Raw genomic sequence first — 21,519 nt, 5'->3', positions numbered from 1 at the left:
CTGCCATGCTCTACACGGTCGCGCACGGCGTCATCCCTCCGCTCGCCCGTGCCGTGTGGCGCCCGCGGGTCGAGGGCCTGCACCACGTGCCGGACAGCGGACCGGTCATCGTGGCCAGCAACCACCTGTCGTTCTTCGACAGCGTGGTGATCCCGGTGGTGGTGCCGCGCAAGGTCGTCTTCCTCGCGAAGTCCGACTACTTCACCGGCAGTGGCGTCAAGGGCGCCCTGTCGCGCGCGTGGTTCGAGGGCCTGGGCATGCTGCCCGTCGACCGCGACGACACCAAGGCGGCGATCGCGAGCCTCGACACCGCGCTGGAGGTGCTGCGCAAGGGGGAGGCGTTCGGGATCTATCCCGAGGGCACCCGCTCGCGCGACGGGCGGCTCTACCGCGGACGCACCGGCGTCGCCCACCTCGCGCTGACCGCCGGCTGCCCGGTCGTGCCGGTCGGGCTGACCGGCACCCAGGACATCCAGCCCGTCGGCTCGAGCCGGCCCCGGCTGGCGAAGGTCGACGTCACCGTCCGGTTCGGCGAGCCGATCACCGTCGCGGGCGAGTACGACGGCGTACCCACCGGGCGCGCGCGCCGCGACCTCACCGACCGGATCATGACCGCCATCGCAGGCCTCACCGGCCAGGAGCTCGCAGGCGTCTACAACGAGCGCCCCGCCGGCGCCTAGACCCGAGCCGCCAGCGCGGCCAGCGCCTGGGGGAAGATCTCGGCCGGGGGCGTGACGAGCCCGGCCCCGACCTGGCCCACGCCCGCGACCGCTCCGGCCATGCCGGTGTTGATCTGGGGCAGGATCCCGGTGCGGCACACCTTGGTCACGTCGATGCCGGTGGGCGTGCCCTGGAACTCCAGGACCGGCACCGACCAGCGCGGGTTCTCCGCGAGCGTGATCTCGTGCATGCGGCGGGTGGTGGCGAGCGCGTCGGGGACCGTGCCGCCGACGAGCCGCACGATGGCCGGGGCGGTCGCCATCGCGAAGCCGCCGATGCCGGCGGTCTCGGTGATGGCCGAGTCGCCGATGTCGGGGTTGGCGTCGTCGGGGCCGTAGTCGCCGAGGAAGAGTCCCTCGGCCACCTGGGCCGGTCCGGTGAACCACTCGTCGCCGGTGCCGGAGACCTGGATGCCGAAGTCGGTGCCGTTGCGCGCCATCGCCACGACCATCGTCGAGCCGGGCACGTCGCGGCCGGCGTCGAGCGCGAGCTTGCAGGCGGGCATCGCGAGGTTGAGGAAGAAGTGGTCGTTGCCGCCGACGAAGCGGAGCACGTCCGCGACGTCCTTGCCGCCGAAGCCGGCGTCGGAGCCGGCTGTGACCATGGCGGGGGAGAGGTCGCGCAGCAGCATCAGCGTGCCGGCGCGGTTGCGGTTGTGCGCCTCGTCGCCCATCTGCAGCATCTGGGTGAGGATGCCGGTCACGTCGGTGGCCTCCGCGGTGCCGCGCACGGCGGCCTGGAGCAGCGGGCCGAGCACGTCGCCCATCCAGCGCAGGCGGGTGAGCACCTCGTCGTTGTAGGCGCCGTAGCGCAGCACCTTGCCGAGGCCCTCGTTGAGCGAGCAGTACGTCCGTCGCCCGGTCGCGCGGTCCTCCAGGACCCACATCCACATCGACGGGGTGACGACGCCGGCCATCGGGCCGACGGCGCTGCGGTGGTGGCAGGGCTCGAGGCTGACGTTGCTGCCCGACTCGAACAGCGCGACGGCGTCCTCGGGGTCGTCGACCAGCCCCTCGAGCGCGGCGCCACCCATGAGGGCGCCGCGCAGGGGGCCGGAGGCGCGCTCCCACTCGATCGGGGGGCCGGCGTGCAGGAACTGGCCCTGCTCGAGGCCGAGCACCTCGGAGGCGGGGGCGACGTCCACGAGGTGCGCGGTCACCCCGAGCATCGCCTCGACGGCCCGGCGGTTGGCCTCCGGGCGCCGGGGGTCGGTCGCCACCTTCGCGAGGTCGGCCTCGGTGCCGGGCATCGGCGGGCGCCAGTCCACGCGCTCTACGCCGACGGCCTGGCCGGCCACGGCGTCGGCGAACATGTCGGCGCCGCAGGTGACGACGGTGGTCTCGCTGCTCACTGCGCTGCTCACTGGGCTGCTCCGATCAGGTCGAGGGCGCGGCGGGTGGCCGACGCGTTGGAGAGGTGGACCTCGGCACCGGCGGCCACGAGCGCGTCGCGGGTCGCGTCGAGTCCCTGCGGGTCGAGGTCGGTGCCGACGAGGCTGACCACGACCGGGATCGCCCGCTCCGCGCGCGCCGCCTCGATGGCGGGCGCCAGCAGGGAGGCCGGGTCGGGCTCGGCGCCGTGCCCGAGCACCAGGTCGAGGAGGATCACGCCGGTGCCCGGGTCGGCGGCCGCGCGTGCCAGCTGCTCGTTGCGCAGCGTCGGGTCGATCATCGGGTGGGCCCGCCCCTGGGTGAGGGCGTCGTCGCCGAAGTCCACCATCGTGTGCTGGTCGACGAGGAGCTCGTCACCCAGCGCGAGGTCGTCGGAGAGCGGGATGTTGCTGCGGACCGGCCCGAGCGCCTCGGTGGCCATCAACATCGCCTCGTCGCACAGCGTGCCGCCGACGAACAGCCCGCGCAGCAGCGGCCCGGTGGCGGCGGCGGTGTGGTCGACGCCGTGCACCGGCCACTGTGGGGCCTCGAGCCCCAGCCGGGCGAGCACGGCCTCGGCGACCGTGGTGAGGTCGCGCTGCCCGCGACCGAGAAGGCCGAGCTCGACCGGCGTGCCGAGGGCCTCCGCGTCCCGGGCCAGCGCCTCCGCGACCTCGGGGGCAGGCGGCTTGGAGACGACCACGACGAGGTCGACGTCGGGGTCGGCGTCGAGGCGGCGCAGCGCCTCGCGGGTCGAGGTGCCGCCGACGGCGGCGGACAGGTCGCGTCCACCGACGCCGAGGGCGTGGCGCACGCCGACGCCGTCGTGGGTCGCGCCCGCGTGGTGGAGCAGCGCGAGCAGCTGCTGGCAGCCGGTGCCGGAGGCCGCGACGAGGCCGATGCGGCCGGGCCGGACGGCGTTGGCGAAGCCCAGGCCGACGCCGTCGATGACCGCGGTGCCGCAGTCGGGTCCCATCACGAGCGCGCCGCGCGAGGCGGCGTACGTCTTGAGGGCGACCTCCTCGGCCACCGGGACGTTGTCGCTGAAGACCATCACGTCGTGGCCGGCCTCGAGCGCGTCCATCGCCTCGACGGTGGCGCTGGCGCCGGGCACGGAGACGAGGGCGATCGCGCCGCGGCCCGCGCGGCGCAGTGCTGCGCCGGTCGTGCGCGGAGGGGCGACGGTGGTGTCGCCGGTGCCCGGGCGGGTCGGCGCGAGCGCGGCGTCGACGGCGGCCAGCGCGGTGGCGACGTCGGCGTCGTCGTCGAGGCGCAGCGCCACGACCATGTCGTTGGGCGAGGACGCGGGGATGTCGAAGCCCATGCCCTCGAGCACCTCGAGGTTGAGACCGGTCGCCATCGCGACCTGGGCCGCGACCACCCCAGGCGTTGCCTGCACCGCCCGGCTCACCTGGAGCAGGGTCACGGAGTCGGCGTAGGCGCCGCTCCGCAGCTCGACGTGGTCCTTCATGCAGCCCTCCAGAGGGGGTCGGTGGGTCGGTCGGTGGTGACGGATGCGAGTGCGAGGCGGGCGCCGGCGAGCAGGCCGGCCCCCGAGGTGGCGCCGACAGCCAGCAGCGCCTCGACGGCGGTGGGGGTGGGCTCGGCCAGCCAGGCGCCGAGCTGGGGGAGCACCTCGCCGCGGATCGCGCAGTCGAGGAGGGTGGCCGAGAGCAGGGTGGTCGAGCCGAAGCGGTCCCGGACGGCTGCCGTGACCGTCGCGTCGGGGCGGCCCAGCACGGCGCGCGTGGCCAGCCAGCCGGCCAGCACGTCGTCGCCGAGCGGCGTCAGACCGGGCCCGCGGCCCACGAGCCGGTCGACGTGGGCGGCCGTCAGCCGGCCGTCGGCGGGGAGGTCGAGGTCGGACGTCATGGGCAAGCGTGGCGGGTCGTACGACGTCGCGGGTGCGACGGTGGTCGCCCGCGGGTCGACCACCCGACCGATCCGCACGGGCTCCCCGCCGATCGTGAGCGTCCCCGCGCTGACGTGCACGGGACGCCCGGCCAGGGGGGTGAGGTCGGGCAGCGCGGACCACAGCGCGCACGGCACGCGGGTCGCGCCGGCCGCGACCAGCCCGAGGCACCAGCCGTCGAGGTCGACGTACACCGCGGTGCTGCTGGCGTGGAGCACCGGGCGCGGTCCGTCGGCGGCGGCGGCCAGTCGCGCCCGCACGCGGATCGGTGCGGCCACGGGGATCATTCCCCAGACGCTAACGGCTCGTGGCACACTCGCGAATGTGAGTTCCTGACAACGAAGGACATGAAGTGGGCCAAGACTTGATAAGCGATCCGGAGGCGGTCGCCGCACTGGAGCGGGCGGACGCGCTCCACACCGCGCTCACCCACATCGTCCTCGAGGGCGGGGACCTCGCGGCGATCGCGGAGGCGGTCAGCGACGCCCTCGGCTGCGGGGTCGTGTTCACCTCCACGGACGGTCGCGAGCGCGCGGCCCACCTCGACGAGGTCCACCGCGACGCGCTCGCGACGGCAGACCTGCTCGACCCCACGGGGCGCGTGCGCGTGGAACGGATCGACCCGCAGGGCACGGCCGTCGGCGAGGGGGAGGCGCTGATCCGGCGCGTGGTCGCCGCGGGCGTCGACCTGGCCCGCCTCGTCGCGCTGCGCACCGACGGCACCATCCACGCCTCCGACGTGCAGGCGCTCGAGCGCGCCGCGATCGTCGCCGCGCTCCTCGTGACCCGCGTCGAGGCGATCACGGCGGTGGAGAACAAGTACCAGGGCGACTTCCTCCGTGACGTCTTCCTCGGCCGTGCCGGGGAGGAGGACGACGTCTCCGAGCACGCGCGGGCCTTCGGCTGGCAGCTCGGCCGCCCGGTGATGGTGGTCGTGGCGGTGCTCGAGCCCGACGCCGTCGCCGCCCAGGGGCCGGCGGAGAACCGTCGCGCCTGGCACGACCGCTTCGCCGCGGCGTGGCGGCAGGTGGCCGCGGCCACGGACCGCAGCATCGCCTCGGTGGCCTTCAGCCGCGAGGTCGTCACCCTCGTGCCGGTCGACCCGGAGGAGGGCGTCGCGGCCGGGCACGCCGCGGTGGACCGGATGATCGACGGTGTCCGCGGTGACCGTGGCGGCGGGCGCATCGCCTTCTCGGCGGGGGTCAGCCGGATCGCGCACGACCTCGGCGAGCTGCCCGAGGCGTTCCGCCAGGCGCAGCGCGCGGTCGAGATCGGCCGCCGCGTGCACGGCGGCGGCTCGGTGACCCGCTTCGACCAGCTCGGCCTGCACCGCCTGCTCGCGCTGGTCCCCGACGGGGCCGAGCTGTCGGCGTTCGCCGCCGACGTCCTGGGCCCGCTGGCCGAGCGCACCCCGGAGGCCGCCGACCTGCGCGAGACCCTGCAGGTGCTGCTCGACACGAACTTCAACGTGGCCGAGGCGGCACGCGCCCAGTTCTTCCACTACAACACGATGCGCTACCGGGTCGGCAAGCTGCAGCGCCTGCTCGGGCCCGTCGCCACCGACCCGCACCTGCGCCTCGACGTCGCCGTCGCGCTGCGGGCGCTCGAGATCGCGGAGTAGCCGTGCGCCGCCTGTCGTACGTCTTGCTGGTCGCCGCCATGGTGTCGACCCTCGTCACACCGACCGCAGCCGTCGCAGCCGACTGGACCCCTCTGCGCGAGGTGGGGGACCACGCCTTGGCGGTCGCGCTGGACAACGAGACCGTGGCCCTGATCAGCATCGGCGGGCCGGACGAGGCGACGATCCACGACCAGCGCGTGGTCGCCGGCAGCGAGGGCCCGCGCACCGAGGTGATGACCGTCGAGGGCGCTGAGGACTGTCGCCCGGTCGAGGCGGTGACGTCGCTCGGCAACCTCGCCGTCGCCGTGGAGTGCCGGCAGACGACCGGGTTCGAGGACCCGCCCACGCGGCTGGTCGAGCTGGTGTGGACCGGCGACGACGGATGGGTGTGGCGGGTCCAGTCGGAGGGAGCCCTGGCCTCTCTCGACTACTCCCCGCAGGGGCAGTACGTCCTCTTCGCCACGAACAGCCGCTACGGCCGTCCGCACCACCTGACCAGCTACCACGCCGACCTCGGCTGGCGTGACCTGCGGCGTCCCGAGCTCGGGCTGGGCGGCGACGACCTCGTCGCGGCGGTCGACGACTCCGGCAACGTCGTCACGCTGCGCGGGTCGGGATTCGAGGACGAGCCCGGCTACTGGTTCGGCGGGCGGATGCGCATCGAGACCTACAGCGACGCACGCGGTCGCTGGACGGTACGTCACCGGCTGGCCGACCCGGACGGCGGCATCGCGCCCGGACGCATCGACGTGGCGGACGGTCGCATCGTCGCCGCCGCCGTGCAGTCCCGCTCGACCGGGAAGCTCGACGGCCGTGCCGAGCGTGTCCTGCTGCTGTCCGGCACGCCGCGGGACCCGCGGTCCTGGTCCCCGTCCCGCTGGAGCCGAGACGTGCGCGAGGTGTCGGCCGGAATCACCCAGGCCAGCGCGGGTGTGGCGACCTGGCTCACCGTGGGCGACCGGCGCTCGGTGCGGCCCTGGCTCGCGACGTGGGCGCCCACCCGCCGCCAGCCGTCCGTGACCCGCCTGGGCGGGGCGAGCGCGCTCGACGAGTCCGTCGTCCCGGGCGACACCCTCGACCTCTCGGTGGCCGCCGACGGGCACGGTGTCGTCGCCCGCACCGCACAGCAACGCGGTGCCGAGACCGCCACGGTCACGGCCACGTCGTTCGACCTGGGCGCCAGGGGGCGGCTGCGCGAGCCGAGCGACGCCGTGTGGACGCAGCCGGCCGGCACGACCGTGGCCGTGACCGCGGGCACCGACGCCGCGAGCATCACGATCGGCCGGATGACGAGCTACTTCCTCGCCTCGCCTCTCGTTCAGTACGCCGTCCTGCCGTGGGCGGGCGCCAGGGGGCGGCTGTCGGCGGTGCGTGGGTCGGGCTGAGGGACCCGGAATGTTGGGTGCGGTGGGCCGGTGACCCGGGCCACCATGGAGCCCATGAGCGGAGTGGACGAGCCCGGGCTGCCGACGTTGTACGACTGGGCCGGCGGTCTGGTCCCGCTGCGCCGGATGATCGACTGCTTCTACGACCGGGTCGAGGCCGACCTCCCGGCCGACCCCGAGTTCCGCGCCGCGATCATCGGCTACCTCGAGTGGGGCACCCGCCTCGCCATGGAGAACTCCCAGCCCGGCGCCGCCCCGGTCGAGCACGCACCCACGCCGCGCTGGGGCTGGGGTGTCGCTCCGCCCTACCAGGGCTGATCCGCGCCCGGCTCTTCCACCGGTGGTCGAGAGGGGCGGAGTTCCGTCACGGGACGTCTCCACAGGTGGTGTTCGGAGCGGGGTGAGTGTCGGTGGGTTGCCGTAGTTTCGAACACATGATCGAAGTGCTGGAGCGGGAGGCGGTGGAGGTCGCGGACGACCTCTCGGCCGGTGCGCTGCTCGCTTCGATCCGCGAGCGCAAGGCGGCCGAGGAGCGTGCTGCCGCTGATCTCCTGGAACTCGCGGGGCGGTGGGCGGACCTGCATCCGCCGGAGTCGATCCACTCGGCCGCGACGTTCGCGGTGGCGGGGTGTGAGCACGAGGAGCCGATCGCGGGTGTGGGTGCGCCGTTGGTGGCGGAGTTCTGCATCCCGGAGCTCGGTGCGGTCCTGGGGATGTCGTCGACTGGTGCGAAGAAGCTCATCGGCCACGCGTTGGAGCTGCGTCATCGGCTGCCGCGGTTGTGGGACCTGGTGCAGGCGGGTGTGGTGCCGGCGTGGCGGGCCCGGTCGGTCGCGGAGGTCACCATCCACACGACGCCGGCCCTCACGCCCGAGGCGGCGGCGTTCGTCGACTCGCAGGTCGCTGCCGTGGCCGGGCGGGTTGCTCCGGCGCAGCTGGACCGGCTGGTCGCGGAGGCGATCAAGCGGTACGACCTGGCCACCGACGACCCGGCAGCGGATCCGGAGGACGGCTACCTCGCGGTGGATCCGCGGCACGTGACGATCGACGAGGAGGACGTGCACTTCGCGGGCACGATGCGCGTCGAGGCCGAGCTCGACATCGCGGACGCCCTCGACCTGGGTCATGCCGTGTCGCGGGGTGCTGCGGCGCTGAAGGCGCTGGGGTCGGCGGAGTCGCTCGACGTGCGTCGGGCCAAGGCGCTGGGTGACCTGGCCCGCATCCAGACCGCCCTCGACCTCTCAGCCGCTACTGCCAACGACACCGGCACCGAACGGAAGCCGGCCGACCTGCCGGCCGCCCGCGAGGTCGTGATCCACGCCCACTTCGACGCGTCGACCGTCGGTGCCACCACCGAAGGCACGAGGACGGTGTTCGGTCCGACCGGCCGAATCGAGGAGGGCCAGCGGCTGGTGCTGCTCGACCAGGTGCGGGCGCGGTGCGGTGACTCGCACACGAAGGTGACCATCAAGCCGGTCATCGACCTGGCTGCCGAGCTGAGCGCATCGGGCTACGCCATCCCCGACCGCATCCGCGAGCAGGTCGTTCTCCGGGACCGCACGTGCGTGTTCCCGTGGTGCACCCGACCCGCCCGCCGCTCGGACGTCGACCACATCGTCGAATTCGACCACGACGCCGTGGCCGAGGGCCGACCCCAGCCCGGCCCGACCACCACGTCGAACCTCGCGTGCTTGTGCCGGTCGCACCACCGGTTGAAGACCCACACCGCCTGGCGCTACCGGATGGTCGCGCCTGGTGTGTTCGAGTGGACCAGCCCTCACGGCCACCACTACCGACGCGACCACAGCGGGAGCAGTCCGATCGCGGAGGCACAGCCGCCCGACCGACCATGACCCCGCCCCGCACCCCGCCAGTCCCCACGATGGCGGGGTCGAGCGGCGCGCCGGAAGGACGGATCGCAGCACGCGGGACCGGCGTCGGTGCGAGGATCCCGCCCGTGGACATGGACGGGGAGACCGAGCAGCAGCCCACGCCGCCGCTGCCGACCGAGATCGCAGTGCTGGCATGGGCGTCGCTGGCGGGCCAGGTGGTGGTGCTCGCCGATCGCGGCGTGAACCAGGTCAACGGCGTCTCGCTGCTGGGCTCGATGGCGCTCGGCGCGCTGCTGGTCGGCTACGTCGCCGCCGGCGTCATCCGGGCCCGCCCGGTCCGGGTGGCCCTCGCCTGGATCGTGCTGGTGGTGTCGCTCGTCGCGGAGTGCGTCGGGCTGGGGTACCTCGACGGGTTGCGCGAGGCGATCGTCGCCCTGGCCTCCCTGGCCACCACCGTCGTCGCGCTGGTCGCGCTGTACAGGTTCGGACGGACGCCGTGGTACGCCTGGCAGCGCACCCGCCCGCCCTCCCGCCTCGGCGCCTCGATCCGCGGTCTCGTCGCGATCGGTGTCGTCGTCGGGGTGCTCGGCGGCGTCGTGGGGGTCCCGGAGGACTCGGACAACGGGATCGACATGACCGTCCGCGTCGCGGAGCGGTGACCTCGCGCGACGCCGCCGTGCAGGAGCTTCAGAGCCGCTTCTCGTAGAACACCCGGGTGAAGCCGTGCTCCGTGGTCCGGCCGGTCGCGACGTACCCGATCCGCTCGTAGAGCGCCTGGTTCTCGACCATCGTGACGTGGGTGTAGAGCCGGACCCGGGTGCGGCCGAGGGCGCGGGCACGCGCCTCGGCGTGCTCGAGGAGCCGGCGGCCGACCCCGCGTCCGTGGTGGGAGGGGACGACGGCGACGTTCTCCAGCAGCAGGACGTCGTCCTCCTCGACGAGGAGCACGAAACCCACCACCTCGCCGTCCTCGACCGCGACCCACGCCTCGGAGTCCTCGACGGCGGAGGCGTAGTCGGTGTCCATCGGCCCCGGTCGGAGCCCGCCCATCCGAGCGACGTAGGGGGAGTACGCCGCCTCGGCGACGGCCGCCATCGCTGCGGCGTCCGCGGCGCTCGCGCGACGCAGGCCGACGGGTGCGACGGGGGCGGACGGTGCCATGTCCTGCACGGTATGGGTGCCGCCTCCCTGCCGACAGGCACCACCTGGAACCGCCGAAGAACTTGTCATCACCCACGGCGTTCCTTCGGCAGATGTCGCCAGTGAGGGTGTGTGATGTGGCGCACTAGTTTGTGGCTTCTCGGGTAACCACCCCTGCGAAATCTGGAGGCCTTGCTCATGTCGATGTTCAAGTGGGACGTGGTCGATCCCGCTCCCGGCGAGGCGGTGCTCCCGCACCAGCGCCTGCCGTGGGGCAAGACGATCGGCCTCGGGGCCCAGCACGTGGTCGCCATGTTCGGCGCCACCTTCGTGTTCCCGCTGGTGATGGGGCTCGACGCCAACCTCGCCATCATGTTCTCGGGTCTGTGCACGATCCTGTTCCTGCTCATCGTGCAGAACCGGGTCCCTAGCTACCTCGGCACCAGCGCCTCCTTCGTCGCGTCCGTCGCCGCGATCCGTGCCCTCGACGAGGGCAACGACTCGTCGTACGTCACCGGCGCGATCCTGGTCGGCGGCCTCGTGCTCGCCGCGGTCGGCGTGCTGGTGCACTTCGCCGGGGCGGAGCTGATCCACAAGATCCTGCCGCCGGCCGTCACCGGCGCCGTGGTCATGCTGATCGGCTTCAACCTCGCGCCCGTCGTCGCCGGCATCTACTGGCCGCAGGACCAGTGGATCGCCCTGCTCACCGCGGCGTTCATGGTCTTCGCGGCCGTCGTGCTGCCGGGCTTCTGGTCGCGCATCGCGGTCTTCCTCGCGCTGATCTTCGGCTACCTCCTCTCCTACGTCGCCGACCTCGTGTTCGGCCCCATCACGTCGGTGCTCGGCGGTGCCACCGAGGCGACCGAGCACGACCGCGTGTCCTGGGCCGGCGTCCAGGCCGCGGACTGGATCGGCCTCCCGAGCGGCACCCTGGCCGACGGCGTGTCCGTGGTCCACGGCCCGTCCTTCTCGCTGACCGCGATCCTCCTGGTCCTCCCGGGTGTCATCGCCCTCGTCGCCGAGAACACCGGTCACGTCAAGGCCGTCGCCGAGATGACCGGCGAGAACCTCGACCCCTACATGGGCCGCGCGATCGGCGCCGACGGCGTCGCCACCGCGTTCGCCAGCGCCTTCGGCGGCTCGCCCACCACGACGTACGCCGAGAACATCGGCGTCATGGGCGCCACCCGGGTCTACTCCTCGGCCGCCTACTACGTCGCCGCGGTCGTCGCGATCCTGCTCGGCCTGTGCCCGAAGTTCGGGGCGATCGTCAACGCGACTCCGGGCGGGGTCCTGGGCGGGATCACGGTCGTGCTCTACGGAATGATCGGCCTGGTGGGCGCCAAGATCTGGGTCGAGAACAACATCGACTTCGGCAACCCGGTCAACATGGTCGGCCTCGCCGCCGGCCTGATCGCCGGTATCGGCGGCGTCACGCTCACCTTCGGCGACGACTTCGAGCTCGGCGGCATCGCGCTCGGCACGATCCTCGTCATCGTCTTCTTCCACATGGTCAAGGGCCGGGGCGGCGACGGGGCGGGCACCGTCACCCGCAACCTCAGCCACCCCGACTACGACGAGGGCGTCGACGACGTGGCCTCGGGAGGTCCCGCTCCGCGATGAAGCCCGCACCCTTCGCCTACCTGCGTCCGTCCACCCTCGAGGAAGCCCTCGCGGCGCTCGCGGGGGAGCAGGGGGCGAAGGTGCTGGCCGGCGGCCAGTCCCTGGTCCCGCTGTTGTCCATGCGGCTGGCCGCCCCCTCGATGCTCGTCGACATCAACGCCCTGCCGGGCCTCGGAGACGTCACTTGTGACGCCTCCGTGGCCGGGGGCGGTGGTGTGAGGGTCGGGGCCCTCGCCCGCCACGCGGACGTCCTGGCCTCCGCCGAGGCGGCCGAGGTCCAGCCGCTGGTCGCCATGGCGCTGAGCCACGTGGCGCACCCGACGATCCGCAACCGCGGCACCACGGTCGGCTCGCTGGTCCACGCCGACGCGGCCGCCGAGATGCCGATGGTGCTCCGGCTGCTGGAGGGCTCGGTCGACGTCGCGTCAGTGCGGGGTCGTCGTACGATCCCGGCCGCGGAGCTGTTCGCCGGTCCGCTCGAGTCGACGCTCGCCCACGACGAGATCGCCGTCGAGGCGTTCTTCCCGTCGCTGCCCGACGGTGCGGGCGTCGCGTTCCAGGAGATCGCCCGGCGCCACGGCGACTACGCCCTGGTCGGCGTCGCCGCCGTGGTCGAGACCGAGGGCGACGACGTCACCCGCGCGCGGCTCGGCTTCGTGTCCGTCAGCGACGTGCCCGTCGTCGTCGACGTGAGCGACTCCCTCGACGACCCCGCCGGCCGGGCGCTGGCCGAGCTCGATCCTGCCGACGACATCCACGCCACCGCCGCCTACCGCGCCCACCTCGTGAAGGTGCTGGTGCCGAAGGTCCTCGCGGCGGCCACCGACCACGCACGCCGGAGGAAGAACCCATGAGTGTCCCGTCCGCCGAGGAGCTCCACGACGTGCGGCTGCACGTCAACGGGTCCGTCCACGAGGTGCAGGTGCCGGCACGGCGCCTGCTGTCCGACGCGCTGCGCCACGACTGCGGCCTGACCGGCACCCACGTCGGGTGCGAGCACGGCGTGTGCGGCGCCTGCACGGTGCTCGTCGACGGCACCCCGGTGCGCTCGTGCCTGATGTTCGCCGTCTCCGCGGTCGACGCCGAGATCACCACGGTCGAGGGCCTGACCGAGAGCGACGGCTCGTTGTCCCCGGTCCAGCAGGGCTTCTCGGACTGCCACGGCCTGCAGTGCGGCTTCTGCACCCCCGGCTTCCTCACCACGATCACCGCCGGGCTGCGCGACAACCCCGACCCCACCGAGGACGAGGCGCGCGAGATGATCGCCGGCAACCTCTGCCGCTGCACCGGCTACCAGAACATCGTGAAGTCGGTGCTCCGGGCGGCCGAGATCCAGCGGGGTGACGTGTGACCACCAAGATGTTCGGCGCCAAGGTGCCGCGCGTGGAGGACCAGCGGTTCCTGCGGGGGCAGGGCCGCTACGTCGACGACCTGCTGCACGACGACCCGCGGCTGCTGCACTCCGCGGTGCTGCGCTCGCCCCACGCCCACGCCCGCATCGTCGACATCGACGTCTCCGACGTGCTCGACATCGAGGGCGTGCTGGCGGTGTGGACGTGGGACGACCTCACCGGCCCGATGGCCGACCCGCTGCCGCTGCTCATCCCGCACCCGACGCTCACCCACGGGCGCACCCAGTACGCCCTCGCCAGGGACGAGGTGAACTACGTCGGCGAGGCGATCGCCTTCGTCGTCGCCGTCGACCGCTACGTCGCCGAGGACGCCGTCTCGCGGATCCGCGTCGACTACGAGCACCTCGAGCCCGTGGTCGGCATCGCCGCCGCGCGGGCCGCCACGAGGCTGGTCCACGACGACGTTCCCGGCAACGTCGGCGCGCGGATGGAGCAGGAGAACGGCGACGCCCGCGCCGCCATCGCCGCCGCCCCGCACACCCTCGCCCTCGACCTCGACATCGAGCGCTCGGCCTGTACGCCGATGGAGGGCCGCGGCACCGTCGCCCGGTGGGACCCCGACACGAGCCGCCTCACCGTCTGGTCGTCGACCCAGACCTCCACCGGCGTCCGCGGCTGCGTGGCGGCCAAGCTCGGCCTCGACCTCGCCAGGGTCGACGTGGTCACCCCCGACGTGGGCGGCGGCTTCGGCGTCAAGGTCGTGCACCCGTGGCCCGAGGAGCTCCTGGTGCCGCTGGCGGCGATGACGCTCGGCCGGCCGGTGAAGTTCACCGAGGACCGGCGCGAGCACTTCATCTCCTCCGCCCACGAGCGGGCCCAGCAGCACGTCGTCGAGGTCGGCTTCGACGACGACGGCCGGGTGCTCGGGCTCAACGTCGAGTTCTGGCACGACCACGGCGCCTACACGCCGTACGGCCTGATCGTCCCGATCATCACCTCGACCCAGCTGCTCGGCCCCTACAAGCCGCAGAACTACCGCGTCGTCTTCGAGTCGCTCTACACCAACACCGTGATCGTCACCCCCTACCGCGGCGCCGGCCGCCCGCAGGGATGCTTCGTGATGGAACGGACCATGGACGCGATCGCGGAGTACCTCGGCAAGGACCGCACCGAGGTCCGCTCGACCAACTTCATCCAGCCCGACGAGTTCCCCTACGAGCACGGCCTGGTCTTCCAGGACGGTCGCGAGCTCACCTACGACTCCGGCGACTACCCGGCGTCGCTGGCCAAGCTCAAGGAGCTGGTCAGCTGGGACGAGTTCGAGGACTTCCGCGCCGAGATGGCGGCCCAGGGCCGGAGGGTCGGCATCGGCCTGGCCTGCTACGTCGAGGGCACCGGCGTCGGCCCCTACGAAGGGGCGCACGTGCACATCGAGACGTCCGGCAAGGTCAAGGTCGCGACCGGCCTGACCACCCAGGGCCAGGGGCACCAGACCGCGTTCGCGCAGATCGTCGCCGACGCCCTCGGCGTGCGTTTCGAGGACGTCGAGATCACCACCGGCGACACCCGGAAGATGCCGTACGCCGTGGGCACCTTCGCCTCCCGCGCGGCGGTGATGAGCGGCTCGGCGATCCACCTCGCCGCCCTCCGCGCCCGCGAGAAGGCCCTGCGCATCGCCGCCGAGGCGCTCGAGGCGTCCGAGGACGACCTGGAGATCGCCGACGGTGTCGTCTCCGTGCGCGGCACCGACGCCTCGATCGACCTCGGGACGGTCGCCGTGCTGTCCAACCCGCTGCGCTACGCCTTCGACGAGGCGTCCAAGGCCGCTACGCAGTTCTCCGTCGGCGACCCCGGCAAGCCGCCGGTCGCCGAGGACGACGAGCCCGGCCTGGAGGGCAAGGACTTCTACTCCCCGCCGCGCTCGACGTTCGCCAGCGGCATGCACGCCGTGATCGTCGAGACCGACCCCGAGACCGCCGAGATCACGATCCTCAAGTACGCCGTCGTCCACGACTGCGGCCACCTCATCAACCCGATGATCGTCGAGGGCCAGATCCACGGCGGCGTGGCCCAGGGTGTCGGCGGCGCGCTCTACGAGCGGATGGCCTACGACGAGTCGGGACAGCTGCTCAACGCGTCGTTCATGGACTTCCTGATGCCCTACGTCACCGAGGTGCCGACCACGATCGACATCGACCACCTCGAGACGCCCTCGCCGCTCAACCCGCTCGGCATCAAGGGCGCCGGCGAGGCGGGCGTGATCCCGTCGGCCGCCGTCTTCGCCGCGGCCATCGAGGACGCCGAGCGGCCCCACCACCCGGAGCTGGCGATCACCGCGATGCCCATCTCGCCGTCCGAGCTCTTCGCCCTGCGCCTCGCGCACGCCGACGGTTCGTCTGGTGGTTGAGGTGCGAGCGCAGCGAGCCTCGAAACCACACCCCCTACTAGGAGCCACCTCATGAAGTTCACCGGAGAGAACGTCCTGGACGCGCCCGTCGAGCAGGCGTGGGACGCGTTGCTCGACCCGGCCGTGCTCGTCCGCACCATCCCGGGCTGCGAGCGCCTCGAGGCGACCGGGGACAACGCGTACGCCATGACCGTGACCGCGGGTGTCGCCTCGATCAAGGGCACCTACGCCGGCTCGTGCGTGCTGACCGACCTGGTCGAGCACGAGTCGCTCGTGATGAAGCTCGACGGCGCGGGCGCCCCGGGCACCATCGGCGCCACCGTCAACGTCCGCTTCGCCCCGGAGGGCTCCTCGACGAAGGTCTCCTACGACGCCGACGCGGTCGTCGGCGGCATGATCGGCGGGGTCGGCCAGCGGATGCTGACCAGTGTCTCGCGCCGGATGGCGGGGGAGTTCTTCGGCAACGTCGACGCCGCGATCAAGGGTGGACCGGCGGTCCCGGCGGCTGCCGAGGCCGCCGGGACGCAGCAGGCCCAGCCCGCCGCCGTCGGCCAGGTCTTCACCGCCCCCGCGACGTCGGCCGCGGCCGGCTCCCGGCAGGAGTTCCTCACCGGCGTCGCCGTCGGTGCCGGGCTCGTGGTCCTGGGCGTCGTGGTGGGCGGGATCTTCGGTCGCCGGCGATGACCGACGTCACCGTCGAGTCCACCGCCCGGGCCCAGGCCGCCGCCGTACGCTCCGGCGAGATCTCCGCGGCCGAGCTGCTCGAGCTGCACCTCGACCGGATCGAGCAGCGCAACCCCGAGCTCAACGCGATCGTCTCGCTCGACGCAGAGCGTGCCCGTCAGGCCGCCGCCGTGGCCGACCAGGCCCAGGCCTCGGGCGAGGAGGTCGGCCCGTTGCACGGGCTGCCCTTCGCCGTGAAGGACACCCACGCGCTGGCGGGCTGGCGCACGACCTACGGCTCGCCGATCTTCGCCGATGCGGTCGCCGACCACGACGACCTGCTCGTCGAGCGGGTACGCCGGGCAGGTGCGGTGTTCGTCGGCAAGACCAACGTGCCGGAGTTCGCGGCCGGGTCGCACACCTTCAACACCGTCTTCGGCGTCACCCGCAACCCGGTCGACCCGTCGCGATCCGCGGGCGGGTCCAGCGGGGGAGCGGCGTGCGCGCTGGCCTCCGGCATGGTGCCGCTGGCCGACGGCTCCGACATGGGCGGCTCGCTGCGCAACCCGGCGTCGTTCTGCGGCGTCGTCGGCATGCGCCCGTCGTGGGCCCGGGTCCCGGAGTGGCCGCTCTACAACCAGTGGGAGACCACCTCGGTCGGCGGTCCGATGGCGCGCAACGTCGGCGACCTGGCACTCCTGCTGTCGGTGATCGCCGGGCCCGACCCCCGCGCGCCGCACGCGCTGGGCGACCCCGGCTCGACCTTCGCGCCCCCGCTGGCCCCGGCCCCGCTCGCCGGGCTGCGGGTGGCCTGCTCGGTGGACCTCGGCGGCGCGCTGGTGGTCGACGACGCGGTCGCGCACGTCGTACGCGCCACGGCGGGCCGGCTCGCCGACGCCGGCGCGGCGCTCGAGGACTCCCACCCCGACCTGTCGCTCGCCGACGACACCTTCCGCACCCTGCGGGCGTGGCACTTCCAGGCGAAGTTCGCCGACCTGCTGGCCCAGCACCCCACGTCGTTCAAGCCGTCCCTGGAGGCCAACATCCGGGCCGGGGAGTCCCTCACCGGCGCGGACGTGGCCCGGGCCTACACCCAGCGCACCGCATTGGCCGAGACGATGCGCCTGTTCTTCGAGCGGCACGACGTGCTGCTGCTGCCGACCTCACAGGTCCCGCCGTTCCCGGTCGAGCAGGAGTTCCCCGAGACCATCAACGGCCAGCAGATGCCGGACTACCTGGCGTGGATGCGCTCGGCGTACTTCATCACGGTCACCGGGTGCCCGGCGATCTCCGTGCCGGCCGGCGCTACGCCCGACGGACTCCCCGTGGGGGTTCAACTGGTCGCCAGGCACGGCTCGGACCGCCAGCTGCTGGAGGTCGCTGCGGCTGTCGAGGAGCTGCTCGCGGGCTGAGCGGCCGGCGCGGCGGCGAGGGCGAGCACGGCGCGCGGGTTCACCGGTGACGACCACCGGACCGGCCGGGGCTCCCCGCCGCCCTCCAGCAGGCCGTCGACGGACACCAGCCGGACGCCGGCGCGGGTGAGCAGCGCCTCCGACGCCGCGTTGCCGGGCTCGACCGTCGCCTCCAGCCAGGTGATGCCGTTCGCGCGGGCGACCGTGGTCACGGCGTCCACGAGGGCCGAGCCGATGCCGCGGCCCTGGTGCGCGTCGACGACCTCGAAGGCCAGCTCCGCGGCGTCGGGGGAGGTCCGCACGTAGCGGCAGATCCCGACCGGCACGCCGTCGACGAGCGCGACCCACGCGACGTGGCGCTCGCCGTCGACGTCCGCGAGCGCCCGGCGGTGCCCGCCCGGCAGGCGCGGCATCGGGACGAGGAAGCGTCGTCGCCGCGACTGCGACGAGAGGCCCTCGAAGACGGTCTCGACGACGGAGACCTCGCCGCCGGAGAGCGGGCGCAGGAGCACGGAGCCACCGTCCGCGAGGCGGACGGTGACGTGCACGTGGTGGTTCACGATGCCTCCTTCTCCAGCTCGAGCAGCCGGGCCATCAGGCGCTCGGGACGGCGTACGACGGCGCGGAGCTCGCGTTCGCGGGCGCTCGCCAGGGTGGTGCTGAGTGCGTGGTGCATGAGGTGCTCCTGATCGATTCCTTCTGGTCGCACCGAGGGTGTGCCGACGTCCTTCCGGCGCCCTTCCCCAGCCCGGTCCGCGCCGCGGAAGGATTCGGGAAGGACCGCGGAAGGCCGGCCCGCCAACCTCCTCGCCAGGAGTCGCGAGGACGAGCCGGTCACACCGCTCGCCACGAGCGCCACGAACCAGGACGACGTCGTCGTCCTCGACGGCCTACGACTGGGACGCAGCGGGGATCCGCGCGCTGCTCCACCGCCTGAGCGCGGCGATGGCCGACGAGGTCCAGCACCTCGAGGCGCTCCGGCCGGTGGGCACTGCGCGCTGATCCCAGGGCAATGGCGTCGAACCACCCGCCGCCGCGGGCGTAGAGTCGCATCGCTCGTGGCTGGGAGGGTGCGGTGCACGTCGACATCAACCTCCTCGGAGGATTCGCGGTCGTCGTCGACGGCCGCGCCGTCGCCGCGCAGGCGTGGAGCCGTCGGAGCGCGGCCACGCTGGTGAAGCTGCTCGCCCTGCGGCCGGCCCGCCAGCTGCCCCGCGAGCAGGTGGTCGACCTGCTGTGGCCGGACCTGCTGCTCGAGCAGGCGGCACCCCGGCTGCACAAGGCCGCCCACTACGCCCGTACGGCGATGGGCGTCCCGACCGCGGTCGTCCTGGCCGGGGACGTCGTCACGCTCCTGCCCGACGCGGAGGTCGTCGTGGACGTCGAGCGGTTCGACCGGGTGGCGGGCGACCCGTCGTCGGTCGCGGAGGCGATCGAGCTCTACCGCGGCGACCTGCTCCCCGAGGACCTCTACGAGCCGTGGGCCGAGGCCGAGCGCGAGCGCCTGCGGGTGGCCTACCTCGACCTGCTCAGGTCGGCCGGCCGCTGGGCCGAGCTCGTGGTCGCCGAGCCCCTCGACGAGGAGGCCCACCTGAGGCTGGTCCAGCAGCACGTCGAGTCGGGCAACCGAGCCCAGGCGTTGCGCGAGCTCGACGCGATGGCCCGCCTCTGGCGCGACGAGCTCGGTCTGGAGCCGGGGCCCGCGGCGCGGGAGCTGCACGCGCGTGCCAGCGCCATGCCGGCGGTCGAGCCGGCGAGCCCGGTCCACGGCACCGGCGCGAGCCGGGTGCCCCGCCCCGCCACCCCCACCGTGGGACGCGAGCGCGACGTGACGGCGGTGCTGACCTTGATGGAGGACCACCGCCTCGTGACGCTGGTCGGCATCGGTGGGGTCGGCAAGACGCGGCTCGCCGCCGAGGTGGCGCACGGCTGGGCCGAGGCGACGGGCCGGCGGACCTGCTACGTCGACCTGACCAAGGTCGCCGACCCCGGTCTCGTCGCCGAGCTGACCGTCAGCGAGCTCGGCGTGCGCTCCGGTGACAACGCCAACGTGGTCCAGATGCTCGAGGAGGCGCTGCAACGTCAGTCGCTGCTGCTGGTCCTCGACAACTTCGAGCACGTGGTCGAGGCGGCAGACCTCGTCGCACGGATGCTGCAGTGGTCCGCCGACCTCCGGGTGCTGGTGACCAGCCGGGCCCGGCTCCGGGTCGCGGGGGAGTGCGTCTACGAGGTGCATCCGCTGACGCTCGAGGCCGGCCACGGCACGCACGGGCTCGCCGACGCCCTCGCGCTGTTCGACCAGGTCGCGACCGCGGTCGACCCCACCTTCGATCTGGCCGCCCACGTCGACGACGTCGCCGCCATCTGCCGGGCGGTGGACGGACTGCCGCTCGCCATCGAGATCGCGGGCGGCCACCTGCGCACCCTGTCGCCCGCGCTGCTGCGCGAGCGGCTGACCAGTCGTCTCGGCTCGGCCGCCGTCGCTGGTCGCCACCTCCCCGACCGCCAGCAGACCATCCCGGCGGCGATCGACTGGAGCCTGCAGCTCCTCGGGCCGGCCGAGCGACGGCTCTTCGACCTGTTCTCGGTCTTCCACGGTGCCGTGCCCCTCGAGGCCGTCGAGGCGGTGTGGGCCGACGGGGACGTGGTCGACCCGCTGACCGTACTGGTCGACCACAGCCTCGTCCGCAGGACCACCGGCTACCGCGACGCGCCCCGCTTCGGGATGCTCTCCCTCGTCCGCGAGCAGGCGGCCGCCCGGCTGGGAGACCACGAGCGGGAGGCGGCGCGCGCCGCCCACGCGGCGTACTTCTCCTCCCGCCTCGACGACCTCTACGAGCGACGCTGGACCGACGCGACCGACCGGTGGCTCGACGACATCGGCGAGATGCTGCAGGAGGTCCGTGCGGCTCACGCCTGGGCGGCACGGTCCGGCGACGTGGCGCTGACCGCGCGGATCACCGCAGCCCTCGGTGCGTACTGGTTCCTCGAGGGCCACCACGCCGAGGGCCTGCGCTGGATCGAGGAGATGCTCGCCGTGGAGGGCGACCTGGATGCCTACGTGGCGGCGCGGATCCATCTCGCCGCGGGCTTCATGGCCTTCCCGTCCGACCGGTCCGACGCGCGCCGTCACTGGGAGCGCGCGACCGAGCTGTTCCGGGCGCTGGGGGAGACCCGGCTCGTCGCCTACGGGCTGGCGGTCACCTCGGCGACGTACATCGGGGACGTGGGACACGTCGAGCGCTCGATCGCGATGAACGACGAGGCGCTGGCGCTCGGGCGCGGAGTCGGGAGTCCGGCGCTGGTCGCGCAGGTGCTCAACGTGCGCGGCGAGCTGACCCGTGTCGCCGGCCTGGACGAGCTGGCGCGGGACGCCTACGAGGAGGGCCTGCAGATCTCCAGCGCCCTGGGCGACGAGATGTACGTCAGCGTGTTCCTGTCCAACCTCAGCTACCTGGCCGACCACCGCGGGGACCACGAGGAGGCGCGCCGGCTCACCCACCGGGCGCTGCGGATCTGCTGGTCGCAGGGTCGCCGGCTGATGGCGGCGTGGACGGTCTCCCAGCTGGCCGGTCCCGAGCACGCCCTCGGCCGCTCGGAGCTCGGCGCCGTCCTCATCGGCGCCGGCGACGAGGCGCTCCGCGTCCTCGGCGCCCGCCGGCACCCCGGCGACGTGCCCGAGCATGCGCGCGTCGTCATGCTGCTCCGGGCGAGCCTGGGCGACGACCGGTTCGAGGAGCTGCGCGCCGAGGGTGCCCGGCTCACGCTCGACCAGGTGCTGGCGCGGATCCTCGACGGGGACGGCCGGGTGCACGACGCCGTGCCCGCGCCGCGGCAGGAGCAGGAGCCGTCACCTGTGCACAGCCCTGTGCACGAAGGTGTGGAGAAGCGCTGATCCCTGGGGAGGACCGCCCCCGGGCTGGGGACGACACGCCGGAACCCGGAGTATGTGGAACTTCCTTCGTCGAACCCCTTGCGGCCGCCTGCGCCGCGGGCATAGAACTCTCCTACGCACCCCCGCAAGGGGAGGCGGGATGGCTCCGGAAGGAGGGTCCGCACGACGGGAACCGGTTCGCCGGGGA

The 21,519-nt window shown here is 73.4% G+C and carries 18 protein-coding genes; 13 read left to right on the top strand and 5 right to left on the bottom strand.

The window, feature by feature from the left end:
• The first annotated feature begins 5 nt into the window (after positions 1-5).
• On the top strand, positions 6-680 hold the full coding sequence (locus tag Q9S36_RS41080; protein WP_311290527.1) for a lysophospholipid acyltransferase family protein: 675 nt from the start codon (positions 6-8) through the stop codon (positions 678-680).
• On the opposite strand, the gene Q9S36_RS41075 is transcribed toward Q9S36_RS41080, so the two are convergent.
• Genes Q9S36_RS41075 through Q9S36_RS41065 form a run of 3 tightly spaced genes read right to left on the bottom strand, consistent with a single transcriptional unit; the run spans position 677 to position 4,289 of the window.
• Entirely contained in the window at positions 677-2,071 is a 1,395-nt protein-coding gene (locus tag Q9S36_RS41075; protein WP_311290526.1) for a DUF1116 domain-containing protein, read from the bottom strand. The genes Q9S36_RS41080 and Q9S36_RS41075 overlap by 4 nt on opposite strands.
• Before the next feature lie 8 nt (positions 2,072-2,079).
• On the bottom strand, positions 2,080-3,561 hold the full coding sequence (locus tag Q9S36_RS41070; protein WP_311290525.1) for an FdrA family protein: 1,482 nt from the start codon (positions 3,559-3,561) through the stop codon (positions 2,080-2,082).
• Positions 3,558-4,289 carry a DUF2877 domain-containing protein gene (locus tag Q9S36_RS41065; RefSeq protein ID WP_311290524.1) on the bottom strand — a complete coding sequence of 244 codons (732 nt, stop codon included), beginning with the start codon at positions 4,287-4,289 and terminating at the stop codon, positions 3,558-3,560. The genes Q9S36_RS41070 and Q9S36_RS41065 overlap by 4 nt, the downstream gene beginning before the upstream one ends.
• Positions 4,290-4,354: 65 nt before the next feature.
• On the opposite strand from Q9S36_RS41065, the gene Q9S36_RS41060 reads away from it, so the two are divergent.
• The 5 genes from Q9S36_RS41060 to Q9S36_RS41040 all read left to right on the top strand — a co-directional run bounded on the left by Q9S36_RS41060 (position 4,355) and on the right by Q9S36_RS41040 (position 9,499).
• Entirely contained in the window at positions 4,355-5,623 is a 1,269-nt protein-coding gene (locus tag Q9S36_RS41060) for a helix-turn-helix domain-containing protein (protein WP_311290523.1), read from the top strand.
• Between the two features lie 2 nt (positions 5,624-5,625).
• Positions 5,626-7,008, top strand: a complete 1,383-nt coding sequence (locus tag Q9S36_RS41055; protein ID WP_311290522.1) for a hypothetical protein — start codon at positions 5,626-5,628, stop codon at positions 7,006-7,008.
• A 54-nt stretch (positions 7,009-7,062) separates the two neighbouring features.
• Positions 7,063-7,326 (top strand): hypothetical protein, encoded by a 264-nt coding sequence (locus Q9S36_RS41050; RefSeq protein ID WP_311290521.1) that lies wholly within the window; start codon positions 7,063-7,065, stop codon positions 7,324-7,326.
• Between the two features lie 116 nt (positions 7,327-7,442).
• On the top strand, positions 7,443-8,861 hold the full coding sequence (locus Q9S36_RS41045) for an HNH endonuclease signature motif containing protein (RefSeq protein WP_311290520.1): 1,419 nt from the start codon (positions 7,443-7,445) through the stop codon (positions 8,859-8,861).
• A 104-nt stretch (positions 8,862-8,965) separates the two neighbouring features.
• The gene (locus tag Q9S36_RS41040) at positions 8,966-9,499 is read left to right on the top strand and encodes a hypothetical protein (RefSeq protein WP_311290519.1); all 534 of its coding nucleotides are present in this window, start codon (positions 8,966-8,968) and stop codon (positions 9,497-9,499) included.
• A 28-nt stretch (positions 9,500-9,527) separates the two neighbouring features.
• On the opposite strand, the gene Q9S36_RS41035 is transcribed toward Q9S36_RS41040, so the two are convergent.
• On the bottom strand, positions 9,528-10,001 hold the full coding sequence (locus Q9S36_RS41035) for a GNAT family N-acetyltransferase (protein WP_311290518.1): 474 nt from the start codon (positions 9,999-10,001) through the stop codon (positions 9,528-9,530).
• A gap of 177 nt (positions 10,002-10,178) precedes the next feature.
• Here Q9S36_RS41035 and Q9S36_RS41030 point away from each other — a divergent pair, with 177 nt between their 5' ends.
• The 6 genes from Q9S36_RS41030 to Q9S36_RS41005 are packed head-to-tail and all read left to right on the top strand — an operon-like array spanning position 10,179 to position 17,437.
• On the top strand, positions 10,179-11,603 hold the full coding sequence (locus Q9S36_RS41030; RefSeq protein WP_311290517.1) for a solute carrier family 23 protein: 1,425 nt from the start codon (positions 10,179-10,181) through the stop codon (positions 11,601-11,603).
• On the top strand, positions 11,600-12,457 hold the full coding sequence (locus Q9S36_RS41025) for an FAD binding domain-containing protein (protein ID WP_311290516.1): 858 nt from the start codon (positions 11,600-11,602) through the stop codon (positions 12,455-12,457). Before Q9S36_RS41030 ends, Q9S36_RS41025 begins: the two co-directional genes overlap by 4 nt.
• Complete coding sequence (locus Q9S36_RS41020; RefSeq protein ID WP_311290515.1) at positions 12,454-12,954, top strand: 2Fe-2S iron-sulfur cluster-binding protein; 501 nt, start codon at positions 12,454-12,456, stop codon at positions 12,952-12,954. Before Q9S36_RS41025 ends, Q9S36_RS41020 begins: the two co-directional genes overlap by 4 nt.
• Complete coding sequence (cutA, locus tag Q9S36_RS41015) at positions 12,951-15,362, top strand: aerobic carbon-monoxide dehydrogenase large subunit (RefSeq protein WP_311290514.1); 2,412 nt, start codon at positions 12,951-12,953, stop codon at positions 15,360-15,362. Before Q9S36_RS41020 ends, cutA begins: the two co-directional genes overlap by 4 nt.
• A 51-nt stretch (positions 15,363-15,413) precedes the next feature.
• Entirely contained in the window at positions 15,414-16,046 is a 633-nt protein-coding gene (locus Q9S36_RS41010; protein ID WP_311290513.1) for a carbon monoxide dehydrogenase subunit G, read from the top strand.
• Positions 16,043-17,437: an amidase gene (locus tag Q9S36_RS41005; protein WP_311290512.1), complete on the top strand. Its 1,395-nt coding sequence runs from the start codon at positions 16,043-16,045 to the stop codon at positions 17,435-17,437. The genes Q9S36_RS41010 and Q9S36_RS41005 overlap by 4 nt, the downstream gene beginning before the upstream one ends.
• On the opposite strand, the gene Q9S36_RS41000 is transcribed toward Q9S36_RS41005, so the two are convergent.
• Complete coding sequence (locus tag Q9S36_RS41000) at positions 17,359-17,997, bottom strand: GNAT family N-acetyltransferase (protein ID WP_311290511.1); 639 nt, start codon at positions 17,995-17,997, stop codon at positions 17,359-17,361. The genes Q9S36_RS41005 and Q9S36_RS41000 overlap by 79 nt on opposite strands.
• Positions 17,998-18,512: 515 nt before the next feature.
• Between Q9S36_RS41000 and Q9S36_RS40995 the strand changes: the two genes are divergently transcribed.
• Positions 18,513-21,332, top strand: coding sequence for an NB-ARC domain-containing protein (locus Q9S36_RS40995; protein WP_311290510.1), 2,820 nt, complete (start codon positions 18,513-18,515; stop codon positions 21,330-21,332).
• Positions 21,333-21,519: the final 187 nt, after the last annotated feature.

It is taken from the genome of Microbacterium sp. ARD31, from assembly GCF_031844425.1.
This window is presented reverse-complemented; position numbering and strand designations above follow the sequence as displayed.